The organism is Terriglobus albidus (assembly GCF_008000815.1).
Classification (GTDB): Bacteria; Acidobacteriota; Terriglobia; order Terriglobales; family Acidobacteriaceae; genus Terriglobus; species Terriglobus albidus_A.
In genome coordinates, this window is the sequence record NZ_CP042806.1 from 5,453,052 (window position 1) to 5,466,320 (window position 13,269).

Genomic DNA, 13,269 nt, shown 5'->3' on the forward strand with positions numbered 1-13,269 from the left:
CCTTATACAGCACAGTTACTCGGGAGAAACCACGTACAGGAACGGCGCGCTCGATGTGGTGCTCTTATCCTGGGCTGTCTTGGTAACGCTGAAAGAAATCTTTGTCCCAGGGGCAATATCATTGGTCCCAACGACAGCGCTGAAGGGCATGCTCGCATCGGAGCCTGCAGCCGAATCGCTCTTCACACTGCCCAATGCCGTTGTCGATGTGGAGCCGGTCGCGTCGGTCGTCGACATGGACAATACTCCGCCAGACAGGAACGTTCCGGTCACGGTTCCTGTAATTGTCTGGCCGCTCTTCCATGTACTTACCTGGTGGTCGTTCTCGATTTGCACCGATGAGATTGTGGCTGGAATCGACGCCACGTCCACCGTCATGATGCCGCCGACGACCACGCGAATGTTATTCAGGCTGGCCCGGTTCAGTAACGCCACATTGAAGCAGTCCTTTTGCAGGCCAGAGGCGGCTTTTTCATCCGCGCACGGATTCGGCGGGTTCCCTCCGCCTTTCTGCTGTGCTTTCGCCTGTTCGTAAGCCACTTCATACCGCGTGACGGAACCAACCAGCGTGCACCGCACGCTTTTCTCGGACGAGTTTTCGCCACACGGTGAGGGTTGAATGAGCCCGGACTCCTCGATCAACCGCAACAGATGTCCGGCGCCGTGAGGGCTGGAACGCTCAAAGATCAGCTCACTGGGGTTGAAGAAAGCTGCGGGAGCCTTCTTATAGATCTCATGCAGCGTCGGCGTAAGAAACCGTTCTGTGGGGAAGAACGCGACCACGATATCCGCGGACTTAGCGGCAATAACATGGTTCGTACGAAATCCGATATCGTTCAGCAGGTTTAACTGGCTTTGAGAGTTATCGGGCCAGATGATGCCGAGAGCCGGAACCACATTGCCGTTGAAGGCTGCCACGCTGGGAGCAAAGAGATCGCTCGCGGTTGAGAAGGAGACCGCCCCCGCCGCCGCACCGACTGCGGTAGCAATATGGATGACCCAGTTTCTCGTGCTCCAGAGCTGTGCGTCCTGAAAGTCGGTCCGCACCGTGCGCACTTCGGCGCTGGCGACCTGTGACGGTTTACTCTGCTGCTGCCATACCTCCTGAGGAGCCTGCGCACGGTTTGTCAGGCCGGCAAAGACGCCGCTGAACAACCATCGGCTGTAATCGAGGAAGACGCTCTGCAGCACGACTCCCTGCTTCGGATCGCGGTTCGAAACGGTGAGCGAGACGACGGCATACTTCTCCGCAACTTCCTTCCCGAAGGTTCGTTTCGCCACGCTGTACGGCAGCAGCACCGCTTCTACGCTGACCGTCGAGGAAAGGTCGCTGGCAGTCGAGATCGCGATTCCCTGTTTCGATGCATTTTGGGCAGCCGTCTGTGCCGCATTGGTTGCCGGCGCCTGTGCCGCCGCTGCGAGATCAAGACAGAAGCAGGCTACAAGCATAAAAAACGCAACGCGCATTCTCTGAGCTCCCTCCGGGAACGTTCTCTCTCATTGGCGCAACGCAGGACGGAAAGGGGACAGAAAAAACAGCAGGGGAAACGAAGCGAAGCCCACTGCAGGCGCAGGCAGGCCTCTAAGTCCGGATCTGTTTTGAAACTTCACCACTATGGCCCACCGATACGGCCTCGTCAAGTATTCGTATTGCGCGTAAGGGCAAAACCGGACGCGATGCTACACTGACCGCGTTTCCGGTATTCATCTGTTTGTAGCGGCCCGCTTGTATAGATGTGTCTGCCTGTTCTGAGGAGGAGTTGATGGCAGTCGTTACCGCGACCAAAGGTCCTTTTTCAGTAAAAGCCTATATAGGCGATTCGAAAACTCTGCTGGCCTTCAATTTTGCCAGTGCCGCCGATGCCAGGAACCTTGCCGGCTTCAGCATCTACTGCCAGCCGCCCAGCGGCGCGAAGCCGTATTACCTCTCCAACAACCTGCGCTTCGCACTTCCGGCCAATCATGCTCAAGTTGCCAGTGAGCCGCCTACCTCCACGGCCAACGCTCCCATTCAGAAGTACCGCTGGGTCGCATTCCCTGGCCTGCTGCACGGCGGCACTCAGCCGCCGACGGGTGACTACCTCTATACGGTCACGCCCCGGTTCTTCGATAGCAACGGGAAGATGCTCCCGATGGATTCCAACCGTGCGGCCACGGTCAAGGTGCCCGTCGGTCCCTTTGCCAAAGGTGCGCTGACAGTCGGCTTCACACGGGGCTACATGCAGTCGCAGGCGTATGCCCACCACTTCGGTGCATCGACGCGGATCGAGCCGGCAAACCGCGGCCTGCAATACAACACTGCCGCGCAGGCAGGAACGAATGCCCAGGGCACGCCCTGCACTTATAACGACATCTATGCCTGGATGGGAGCTTCGGCTCGCAAGCTGGTCTTCGATCTGTTGAATCAGGTCGAGAACGATGACTCGTTCACGCTCGATGTCTTTGCCTACGACCTCGATGAGCCGGACATCGTCACCATCTTTCTGAAGCTGGCGGCGCAGGGTAAGGTCCGCATGATTCTGGATGATGCGACCCTGCACATCCAGCACACGGACTCGAAGACACATAAAACGATCACGCCACTGGAGGTGCCCTTCGCGCAGCAGTTCCAGGCGATGGCCAAGGCGCCTGCGGCCCTTGTGCGCGGATGCTTCGACCGCTACTCGCATGACAAGATCTTCATCCTCTCGAAGAACGGCAGCCCGGTCCGAGTGCTGACCGGCTCGACCAACTTTTCGGTCACCGGCCTCTATGTCAATGCCAACCACGTGCTGGCCTTTGATGACCCCGGCGTGGCCCAGCACTACTCCGATGTCTTCGAGCAGAGCTGGACGCTGCTGCAGCAGTATCCGAACCAGTCGCAGGCGGCTGCATCCAGTTTTGCCGGTACTCCTTTGGCGGAGCAGCCGTTTACTCCAACCGGACGACGCGTGCCGCAGATGAGCGTAACGTTCTCACCGCATACACTCGACACGACGCAGAGCCTGCTGACCGCGATCTCTGACCGCATTACCAGCGAGGCGCAGGCAGACAAAGGAAACGTCATCTTCGCGGTGATGCAGCTGACCGGCAGCAATACACCGGTCTACAACACGCTCGATGCCATTCACAACACAACGACGCTCTACAGCTACGGCATCTCCGATGCACCCGAGGGCACGTACCTCTACAAGCCTGGTACAGCCACTGGCGTACTGGTCACAGGAAGGCCGGGCAAGACGACCCTTCCGCCCCCCTTCGATCAGGTGCCGTCACCGCCGGGACACGAGATCCACGACAAGTTCGTCGTCTGCGGACTGAATGGAGACGATCCCGTGGTGTACTGCGGCTCCTCCAATCTGGCGACCGGCGGCGAGCAGCAGAACGGGGATAATCTGCTGCAGATTCACGACGCCGATGTAGCCACTGCGTTTGCGATCGAAGCGCTGCTGCTGGTGGATCACTATAGCTTCCTCAATCGCTACGCGAATCCGAAGAAACCGCACGCAGCGCCGACGGCGGCCACTGCTACGAAGAAAGCTGCTACGAAAAAAACCGTGGGGAAGAAGACGGTAAAGAAAGCTGCAAAGAAGACTGTGGCCAAGAAAGTAGCTGTTAAGACAGCAACGAAGAAAGTGGCAAAGAAGGCCGTCAAGAAGGCTGCGAAAAAAACAACGAAGAAGGCTAGGCCATAGCCGGAAGGAGACCACATGGCGCCGCGTAAATCGAAGACAGCCGCACCTGCATCGACACCACAGCCCCAGCCGCTTCTCGCGGCACAGCCACAGTCTGCCCAGGCAGCAGCGGTGCAGAAGGGGTTGTTTCTTTACACCGATGATTCCTGGTCGCAGGATTACTTCAATAAGAATGACCTTCACTTTATTGAGCGGGAGTTGTTTGGGTAGAAGCTAAGCGCCAAATAAAGCCGTGTTCGTTGCGGGCTCGGTATAGGACGGCTGAAGCCGTCCCCTTAAGCAAGACATTCGCATCTGCGATGCGAAACGGTTGCGCCGCGCGCAACCTCTCTACGAGTCTATGAACACACCAGCAGATGCTGCGGTTCGAAGCGGAACATGTCCGGGAAGCTGCAGAACTCGGGGATACCCAGCTCCAGCACCGGCACAGCCTCTGCGATGCGCTTGATGTGAACCCGCATCAGGTCGCGATAGGCACTCCGCTCTTCCGCGGTAAACGGAACCATCTGGTACGACATCGTCATGTGGAACTGATATTCGGCGTGATCCCGTAGCCGGAAGCCAAAGACCTCCGCAAGTTGATCGCGTAGTGACCGCAGCTTCCTGCCTTCCTCTGCATCAGCCCCTACCAACCGCAAGCTGCATGCCATGGGATAGTTGATGGTGTATTCCTGGTCGACGCGGACACGCAGCGGCAACTGGCATGCGAATTGTTTCTTCGCGATCCGCTCGCCCACCATGCGGGTGCAGACTTCGATGGGAGCGTCAGAGGGGACATAGGATGGCCACCCATATGCGGAACGGTCCAGGTCGTTTGCTCCCGGAAAGATGGTCATGTGGTAGCTATCGGTCGAGGTCAGTCCGAGCTTGGTGTGGTAGCTCGCGCGCTTCAGCTCCTGATGCAGCGTCGCCATCGCATCGCGCATCGCCGACTGCACGGGAAGATGACAAATCACCGTGTTTCCTGCAAACGGGCGCGGTGTGCCATCGGGATTGAACTTGAGCGTCGTGTCGCGGTTTGGAATCTTAGGTGTTTCTGCCGCGGCGGGTTGCGCGAACAACGAAGACGGAAGCAGCGATGCGGCTACGGCAGCAGAGGACTCGAGAAGAAACTGACGGCGGGTGTGGGTGGTCAAGGAACGATCCTTTCCAGAAGAATTTTGAAAAAAGAAAAGCCGGCAGAACCGAGCTCTGCCGGCCTGGGAGGGCTGAGTTTCAGTTAGAAGGCAACGCGCAGTACAAGCTGCACCTGGCGTGATGGATACACACTGGTGCTGCCCGTGAAACTGCCAAAGCTGCTGCTGTACGTCGGTGCTCCTGAAGTAGCATTCACCGAGCCAACGCTCGAAGAAGGGCTGATGTAGTTGGTGGCGTTGAAGACGTTGAAGGCCTCAATCCGGAACTCGGCGTTGTACCGTTCGTTCGGCAGCGTAAACCGTTTGTGCGCCGAAAGATCGAACTGTCCAAATGCCGGGCCACGCAGGATATTGCGGCCTGCATTGCCGAAGAGCTGCGTGCCGGCGGGAATCGAGACACCCGGAGGCGGCGTCGTTCCCGAGCCTGCGATCAGATAGCCGTTCAACGCGCTCGCCGTCTTGACCAGCGTCTTGCCATAGACCGCTGACGGCGATCCCGTCAGATTAGGCCGGATCGCATACGTCGCGCTTGTTGTCGAGACCACCTGGTTGCTGCTCGGCGAATAGGTCAGGTTGATGGGCACTCCGCTCGTCACCACGTTGATGCCGGTCAACTGCCAGCCACCGAGGATCTGCTGCTGCCATCCAGGAGCCGACGAACCGAAGCGGCGTCCCTTGCCGAAGGGCAGATCGACAATCGCGGAGGTGGTGTTGTTCAGCGGCTGGTTGTAACCCGAAGGTCCACGATCGCCGGCGGGGTTGGCCTTGTTGATCAGCGCGCTGTCGCCGTTCTGCGTCTCCAGATCGGCGGAGTTCAGATCGATGCCGCGCGACCAGGTAAACGAGTTGATGAGGAAAACACCGCCGCGGAAACGGCGCTGCAGCTTGGTCTGCAGCGAGTGATAGATCAGAGATCCTGCGTTGCTCTCCGTCAGGATGTCAGTAAAGTTGGCGATCGGCCGGCGGTTGAGCAACGAGGTCGTGCACTGGCCCTGCGCCGCAGCCGGAACTTCGCTGGGCAGGCACAGGCGCGCCTGGTTGAAGTCCAGAAGCGCCGGGATATGGACGGTGTGATTGCCGACGTACGCCACTTCCAGCGTGGTGTTATAGGGCAGCTCCTGCTGGACTGACAGATGGAAGGCCTGCACATAGGCGGGCTTGAAGTCCTTCGGCGTATACCGCGTCTGCGCCTTGGTGGTGGAGAAGTTCACCGGTCCGGCAAAGTTGGTCTGATAACCATCCTGTGTTCTGCGGAAGCAGGTCGTGGGATCCTGCGTCAACGAGGTGCACAGGCCCTGGCTCGGTGTCTGGTTCGAGGGCAGCGTCGCTGCGTAGTTGTTCGGGCCGTTGTAGGCAAGCAGGCCCTCTCCACCGAAACGGAAAAGATAGGCATAGCTGATGGCGTAACCGCCGCGAATCACTGTCTTCGGCAGGGCCTGGTAGGCAAAGCCCACGCGCGGACCGACGTTCTTATAGTTCGGATCAACCAGACCACGATCGGCCAGCGAGTTACCGCCGACATAGTGGAGGTTGTAAACGTGTCCTGGCGCTGTGCTGTTCACGTCCGTTCCGCTACCGGCGGCCAGCAGACGGTTGTTCACCGGGTCGAAGTTGTAGAGCTTGTTGTTCTCTTCGTAGTTCGGCGTCATGAACTCATAGCGAAATCCGAGGTTCACGGTCAGCGAAGGCAGCGGCTTCCAGTCATCCTGCAGATAGCCCATGTGCCAGTAGCGCAGATAGTTCACCTCATTGACCGCGTTCAACTGGTAGTTGCTGCGCGCGCCGAAGAGGAAGTCCGCAAGGTTCGCCGCCTGCGCTGTCGTTGCGCTGCCGGCTGAGCTGAACGAACCCGCATAGGTATCCGAACCGAACTTCGGATGAAAGTCAGAGATCGCCTGCGACATCCAGCCGAACTCATAGCCGACCTTCAGGCTGTGGCGGCCCCTGATCCAGGTGTAGTTGACCTTAGGATTCGCCTGCGTGGGATTGTTGAACTGCGGATTGGTTCCCTGCTCGCCGAACTGCGTGAAGCCAGAGACAGACTGCGGGCTCAGGCCACCGGTATAGGCAGGATCCTGCGGGACGTTAGGAATACCCGCCAACAGATTCGTAGCACCGAGGAAGATGGGGAACTTTCCGCTCTCCGTCCAGGTCTCACCGAAGCGCATCTCCAGAATCGAGGTGGGCGTCAGTGTCCAGTTATAGCCCGCAGCGAGCTGCCGTGTCCGGGCATAGAGGGTTCCATTGCTGTTACCGCCGGCGGCACCGGGAAACGGCGGCGGCTGGAAGTAGGTGACCGCGCGCTGGCTGTAGCGGAAGAAACCATTTTGGCGATCGTTACGAACGAAGTCGACACGGCCATCGCCCTTGTCGTCAACCGTCGGAGCCGCAGGGAGATATTGATAGTTCGCCGCTGTCAGTGCGGCCCCGGGAATATTCGGCGAGGGCAGCAGGCTGAAGACCTTCAGCGCGACAGGATTGATGTTCGGGTCGCCGAGCGGTACACGGCCATTGCTGTACACCACACCCGTATAGGGATTCTTGATCGGGATTGGAGTACCCGTTGCGGTGCCGTCTGTCGTAAAGATTCCGTTCAGCTCAGCAGTGGTTGGCAAGGTTGCGGTGGTGAGAGAGTGAGAGACGGCGCGCAGACCTTCGTAGTCCACGAAGAAGAAGAGCTTGTCACGCAACACCGGACCGCCGAAGGTGCCGCCAAACTGATTCTGTACCAGCGTCGGCTTGATGCCGGTTCCGTAGAAGGGCCCGAAGGCGTTCAGCACCGTGTTGCGGAAGTACTCGTATGCACCGCCGTGGAAGGCATTGGTTCCGCTGCGGGTGGTGGCGTTGACGATGGCACCGCCGGCGCGGCCATACTCCGCAGAGTAGTTGTCGGTCTGTACCTTGAACTCCTGCAGTGAGTCGGGTGACGGAATCACTGCCTGGTTCGAATATCCCTGGTTGGCTTCCTGATAAGCATTGTTGTCGATGCCATCCAGGACGAAGTTGTTGTCCATCGAGGTAAGGCCGTTGACGTTGTAGGAAGCATCGCGCGGCGGGTTGGAGGCAACCGTTGCAATCAGCGAGCGGCGGACACCCGGCACCAGTTGCGCCAGGTCGGCATAGGAGCGTCCGTTCAGCGGCAGGGTCACCGCTTCGGCTCCCTGGATCGTCTGACCGCGGTCGCTGGTCTCTGTCTCTAACTGCTCGGCTGCGTCGGTCACGGTAACGCTGTCGCCGGTCTGACCGACGCTGAGAGTAAGGTCGACACGCTGACGTGCTCCAACGTTCACCCGGAAGGAGTCCGTCTTCAGATTCTGGAAGCCCGATGACGTCACCGTCACGATGTAGTCGCCCGGCTGTACGCTATCGAACTCATAGGATCCGCTCGCGTCTGTCTGCCGCGTGCTCTTGACGCCCTTGGCGACATTGGTCAGCTCGACCGATGCGCCGTTGATCGTTGCTCCCGAAGGATCCTTGATCGTACCCAGCACCGCGCCCGAATCGAACTGGGCGTAGACCCTGCCTCCGGCCGCCAGCACCAGCAACAGGGCCAGGCGAAGGAGTAGCCCATACCATCGGGCAGATTGTTTCTTATTGATGTTCGGCGTCATTGCATTCGCTCCATAAGTAGTGCTTCCAACAGAAGTAGTGGTTCCAACAGAAAGCCCGCGCATGTTTGTCTCTGGGTAAGCGTCAGGAAGGGGGCCGTTGGGAGAGGAATAGCAGCGACGCTTCCGAGGCAGAAGCGATTTCACGGCGACAACTGCGATACACCGGTGAACTGCTGTGGAATAAATGGTTTACCGGGCTGTCATGTATCTTGATACAGTGAATGCCGTGTGAATAGTTCATGGCGCATTCACACGATCTGCGTAGACTGACGGCAACTCATGCTCACGGCGAAGCAAGATCGCTCCGTAGACTCCCCCTGGTCTGCACGCACGGCTTCTGTGACAGACTGGCCGGAGAGCGCCCAACGCGAGTTGATACGGCGTATCCTCGCATCTCCGACCTTTGCGCGGAGCGAACGCCTCTGTTCTCTGCTCACGTATGTCTGCGACATCGCCTTCCAGGGCCGTGAAGCGGAGTTGAACGAACAGAAGATCGGCCAGGCTGTCTTCGGCAGATCGCCGGACTACGACTCGTCCATCGACGGCATCGTTCGCACCCAGGCGAGCCGTCTGCGTCAACGCCTGGAGATGTACTTCGAGCAGGAGGGCGCTGAAGAAGTTCTGCGCGTCATCATTCCGAAGGGCAGCTATATCCCTGTCTTCACTCCGCGTCACACCGCGGAGCCCGTCGCGCCTTTGCCCCCGCCGCATGAGATACCGCCGCCCCCGATTGATGCGGCAGCTCCGTTGAAGACGTGGTCTACAAGCAGCCTGGTTAGCAGCCTGGTGCCGTGGCTTCTGTGTGCCGCACTGGCCATTGCGCTGACGGCGGTGCTGATCCGGAATCATGCAACGGCAGCGCCCGCAGCTCCTCCACCGCATCCGCTGTGGAGCCAGATCTTTTTGCCGCAACAGCCGACGCTGGAGGTCCCTGGAGATTCGGGCCTGGTGCTCTCGCATACCTTCGATCTGCGCAGCATCTCGCTGAACGAATATCTGCTCGGCGACTACCGGACATCGACCTTCAACGCATCCTCCAATCCCCTGCCCTCGGATATGCGCTCGCTGCGGGTCGAGATGGCGAACCGGCGCTACACCTCGATCGTCGATCTCGATGCCGCGGTGCGGCTGGCGCAGATTGCGCAGACGCTCCACAGCAATCTGCAGGTGCGCTACTCCCGTGACCTGCGCCCCAACGATCTGAAGACCGGCAACGTCATCCTGGTTGGAGCCTTTGAAGCCAATCCATGGGTCGAGCTTCTGGAACGCAACATGAACTTCCTGTTGCAGAACAACTACAAGGCGAAGGTCTTCTCGGTCATCAACAAGTCTCCGCGTGAGGGAGAGCCTACGCACTGGGATTCGAGGCTCGACGATCCGCAACGCCGTGTGTATGGTGTGGTCGCCTTTGCTCCGAATCTTTCGGGTAATGGCAATGCTTTATTAATTGAAGGCACCTCGATGGCCGGTACCGAATCCGCCTGGGACTTCGTCTCGGATGATTCGGAGTTGCTGCCCTTCCTAAAGCGTATCCAACGGCCAGATGGAAAGATTCCCTACTTTGAGTTGCTGCTCGAAACGCAGAACATGAGCTCCAGCGCGGTGCACAGTAATGTGCTTGCATGGCGGGTTACGAATTAGGGCAGTCCATACACCGGGTGTTCCGTGTGTCTTTTAAGGAGCGCTGAAGGCGCGTCCCATACCAGCCTGGAGCAACGGCCCAGGTACTGGGCTCAAGAAAGAACAAAGGGCTGAAGGCCCGCTCTATAATCGCGCCTTCAATCCCATGCGTATCGTTCATCGGATGTATTCCACATCTTGTGTAAGAAGCCGAGAAACAATAACGATTGAGATTGTGACATTGCGGCAATATAGGTCGGGCCTTCAGCCCTCTTACCGTTTTGCCATCCGTAACCTGGGGCGTTTCCACAGGCTGTTATAGAGCGCGCGTTTCCACCCCAATGAACAAGTTCATTGGGGACCCCGGCCTTCAGCGCTTTTCGGTGGCACAACTTCAGCCTGTCTTAAGGGATACGACGCAGACTGGTGAGGCTGTGCGGAATTGCCGCGCGTAGCAATATCCAATTCAAAACGAGGAGGGCTCCCATGCAACGAGTGATACGCATTGGAACCATCGTATTTTCCCTTCTGCTTGCCGGTGCTCTACCATCTCTGGCGCAAAACAAATGGTCAGAGAAGCAAACCTTTCCCATCGGAGGACAAGGTGGATGGGACTATCTGACAGTCGATCCGGCGACTCACCGGCTGTTTGTTCCACGCGGCACGCACACGCTGGTAGTCGATGCAGATTCAGGCAAGACGCTGGGTGATATTCCAGGCCAGAAGATCGCGCATGGTGTGGCCATCGCTCCGGAAGCGGGACGAGGCTTCATCAGTGACGGCGGCGGAGACGGCGCGATTGTGATCTTCGACCTCAAGACATTTGCCATCCTGGGCAAGATCACCGCCCAGCCCGATGCAGACGGAATCATCTACGATCCTGCTCTTAAGCGGGTGCTGGTTGTCTCTGGAGACAAAGGTGTCATGATGACCTTCAGCCCGGAGATCGATCCCGCGGCGGGCAAGATAGAGACGCCGATCGATCTGGGAGGATCGCCTGAGTTCCTTGCTTCAGATGGCGCCGGAAAGATCTACGTCAACCTGATGGACAAGAACGAAGTCGCGGTCGTAGACATGAAGACGCGCAAGGTGGCTGCGCGCTGGCCGGTCGCTCCTGGTGGTGCTCCCGTCGGCATGTCGATCGACACAAAAAAGAAGCAGCTCTATATCGGCTGCCGGAAACCGCAGAAGCTGATCGTCATGAGCCTGACGGACGGCAAGGTCTTGTCGGCGCTGCCCATCGGTGACGGAGTCGATGCGACCAAGGCCGACGGTGGAGAGATCTTTGCGAGCTGCCGCGATGGTTCCCTCGCTGTTGCGCGCGAAACCTCGCCGGGCAACTTCGAGATCGTGCAAATGGTGAAGACGCGGACCGGTGCAAGAACAATGGGGATTGATCCGATGACGCACCGCATCTATCTGCCGACGGCGGAGTATGAGACCGGTCCGAATGGCAAACCAGCCACTAAGCCGAATAGTTTCATGATTGTTGTTGTTGCCCGGCAGTAGCTCACTCGCCTAACGAGTCCTCAACCGAGCGCTGAAGGCCGGGGCTCCGATGAACTTGTTCATCGGGTGGAAAGGCGCGTGCTTACCAGCTTTCAGTGCTCTCCCAGCGAACAAGTTCGCTTGGGACTCCGGAGCATGGGGCGCGCCCAGTGGTGGGCTACTGCAAACTCTTCTCCAGCTCACGCACCAACGCTGAATCAGGATTCTCCCGTATGAGCTGTTCCAACTGCTGCTTCGCAGCCTCCGTCTGACCAGCCTTCCGATACAGAGTAGCCAGCAGCAGATGCGCCTGTGGATTCACCTTTTCAATCGCGGCTGCCTTCTCTTGTAAAGCTGCCGACGCATCGGGCGCGGCAGGAGCTGGTAAACGGTGATCCTGCAGCACCGTGGCTAGTACCGTCAGTTGCTCCGCGGTAAATCCTGCAGGTGCAGTGAGAGTGCCATCGGGATGCAGCTTCAACTCACCACCAGCGTCGTGAACCGATGCGACAACCTCGGTCGACCGCTGCTTCTGGCGTCCTGCAAGCCCAACCAGCAGCACCATGATCGACACCACCGCCGCCAGTGCAAAAAACCATGTGGGGAGTCGATGAGTCTTCTTCGTAGAAGAGGTCGACGGATTCGGGCTGGCCGGTTGCGGATCAGTCATTCGCAGAAAATTTTATCGAATCGATGCGACCGGTTTCTCCGCTGTTGAACTGTTTCCAGCCACACCTAATTCTCCGTAGGCCGCGTCAATGCATCGATCACCGGCAACGCAACCACAGCCCGAGTCGGCTTCAACTTAATACCGAGTTGGTCCCGTATCGCCTCCAGCATCGTCGGTCCGTTGGCGGTGGCAGCATCCTGCGAACGCACTTTCGATGGAGGCATGGCTTCAATCGTGTAGTCCCACAATCCTATGAGCCCTGTCTGATCCACGACACGCCGCCCGACCTCGCCGGAGTTTTCGGCAAGATTCCCCACCAAGAGAGCCAGCAAACTCATCGATCCGGCTCGCGACCCGGCCTCAAACAATCCATCCTTTGTCGGCCTCGCCCCCTGGGTGTAACACTCCCAGGGAAACACCTCCGGCTTCGGAGCTTGATCACATGGCGGCCCTTTCTCGTGCGGAATCAATTTTGGCCCTGGTGTTCCAGGATTCACCAGCACCATAGCCAGCACCGGCGCCTCCTTTCCCTCAAAGTGCAGCTTCAACCCGAACCGCTCGGCCAGCAGCGCCTGCATCATCAACCGGTACTGGTCCTTGGTGGCATGCAGCGGAGCCGTCGCCTCGATCGAGAACCGTGTCGACCTCACCCAATCGGGATACTTCGCAAAGATCGCCCTGGTCTCTTCCCCCGTCAGCCAGATTTTGTATGCGAACTGGATATAGATCGGCAGTGCAAAATCGGCGTGGAACCGGCCATTCGGATCGTGGAACCATTCATCGGCGCTCAATGCGAAGGAAGGCGGCTTGAACGCCTCCTTGTCTTCATGGATCGATGCGACCTCAAAGCTCATCGCTCCGCCCGCCGCCTTCTGCCAGTCAGGAACGCTCTTCGCACTGTTCTGAGCGGGGAGAACACCGCTACACACGAGAAGGCACAGCAGCAGGAAGGAAAGAGTTTTCATGGGGCTCCGGTCGACTCTTCCGCATTGGACGCCCCCTGCGGCACATCGTCAACCGCCTTCAAAACTGCCCGCGTCCCATTCTGGGGCAACCCATTACCCTTCGCA

General features: G+C 58.6%; 9 protein-coding genes. 4 read left to right on the top strand and 5 right to left on the bottom strand.

Annotated elements, in window-relative coordinates; translation table 11 throughout:
* Positions 1–15: 15 nt before the first annotated feature.
* The gene (locus FTW19_RS21845) at positions 16–1,467 is read right to left on the bottom strand and encodes a hypothetical protein (RefSeq protein WP_147649680.1); all 1,452 of its coding nucleotides are present in this window, start codon (positions 1,465–1,467) and stop codon (positions 16–18) included.
* Positions 1,468–1,763: 296 nt separating this feature from the next.
* Here FTW19_RS21845 and FTW19_RS21850 point away from each other — a divergent pair, with 296 nt between their 5' ends.
* Positions 1,764–3,674: a phospholipase D-like domain-containing protein gene (locus FTW19_RS21850; RefSeq protein WP_147649681.1), complete on the top strand. Its 1,911-nt coding sequence runs from the start codon at positions 1,764–1,766 to the stop codon at positions 3,672–3,674.
* A 15-nt stretch (positions 3,675–3,689) separates the two neighbouring features.
* Positions 3,690–3,884, top strand: a complete 195-nt coding sequence (locus FTW19_RS21855) for a hypothetical protein (protein ID WP_147649683.1) — start codon at positions 3,690–3,692, stop codon at positions 3,882–3,884.
* Between the two features lie 128 nt (positions 3,885–4,012).
* Here the strand turns inward: FTW19_RS21855 and FTW19_RS21860 are convergent, their stop codons facing one another.
* Positions 4,013–4,810 carry a DUF1868 domain-containing protein gene (locus FTW19_RS21860; RefSeq protein WP_187143121.1) on the bottom strand — a complete coding sequence of 266 codons (798 nt, stop codon included), beginning with the start codon at positions 4,808–4,810 and terminating at the stop codon, positions 4,013–4,015.
* Between the two features lie 83 nt (positions 4,811–4,893).
* Positions 4,894–8,484 (bottom strand): TonB-dependent receptor, encoded by a 3,591-nt coding sequence (locus FTW19_RS21865; RefSeq protein ID WP_246153443.1) that lies wholly within the window; start codon positions 8,482–8,484, stop codon positions 4,894–4,896.
* A gap of 216 nt (positions 8,485–8,700) precedes the next feature.
* Between FTW19_RS21865 and FTW19_RS21870 the strand changes: the two genes are divergently transcribed.
* On the top strand, positions 8,701–10,062 hold the full coding sequence (locus FTW19_RS21870; protein ID WP_246153444.1) for a hypothetical protein: 1,362 nt from the start codon (positions 8,701–8,703) through the stop codon (positions 10,060–10,062).
* 465 nt (positions 10,063–10,527) lie between these two features.
* The gene (locus FTW19_RS21875) at positions 10,528–11,550 is read left to right on the top strand and encodes a YncE family protein (RefSeq protein WP_147649686.1); all 1,023 of its coding nucleotides are present in this window, start codon (positions 10,528–10,530) and stop codon (positions 11,548–11,550) included.
* 157 nt (positions 11,551–11,707) lie between these two features.
* Here FTW19_RS21875 and FTW19_RS21880 read toward each other — a convergent pair whose 3' ends face one another.
* Both FTW19_RS21880 and FTW19_RS21885 read right to left on the bottom strand, forming a co-directional pair.
* Entirely contained in the window at positions 11,708–12,199 is a 492-nt protein-coding gene (locus FTW19_RS21880) for a tetratricopeptide repeat protein (protein ID WP_147649688.1), read from the bottom strand.
* Positions 12,200–12,264: 65 nt separating this feature from the next.
* A complete protein-coding gene (locus FTW19_RS21885; protein WP_147649690.1) occupies positions 12,265–13,164 on the bottom strand; it encodes a TIGR03435 family protein in 900 nt (299 codons plus the stop codon).
* Positions 13,165–13,269: the final 105 nt, after the last annotated feature.

Coding starts and splice junctions, on each gene's coding strand:
- FTW19_RS21845 (WP_147649680.1), bottom strand. CDS start 1,467: ATGCGCGTTGCGTTTTTTATGCTTGTAGCCTGCTTCTGTCTTGATCTC.
- FTW19_RS21850 (WP_147649681.1), top strand. CDS start 1,764: ATGGCAGTCGTTACCGCGACCAAAGGTCCTTTTTCAGTAAAAGCCTAT.
- FTW19_RS21855 (WP_147649683.1), top strand. CDS start 3,690: ATGGCGCCGCGTAAATCGAAGACAGCCGCACCTGCATCGACACCACAG.
- FTW19_RS21865 (WP_246153443.1), bottom strand. CDS start 8,484: ATGCGCGGGCTTTCTGTTGGAACCACTACTTCTGTTGGAAGCACTACT.
- FTW19_RS21870 (WP_246153444.1), top strand. CDS start 8,701: ATGCTCACGGCGAAGCAAGATCGCTCCGTAGACTCCCCCTGGTCTGCA.
- FTW19_RS21875 (WP_147649686.1), top strand. CDS start 10,528: ATGCAACGAGTGATACGCATTGGAACCATCGTATTTTCCCTTCTGCTT.
- FTW19_RS21880 (WP_147649688.1), bottom strand. CDS start 12,199: ATGACTGATCCGCAACCGGCCAGCCCGAATCCGTCGACCTCTTCTACG.
- FTW19_RS21885 (WP_147649690.1), bottom strand. CDS start 13,164: ATGAAAACTCTTTCCTTCCTGCTGCTGTGCCTTCTCGTGTGTAGCGGT.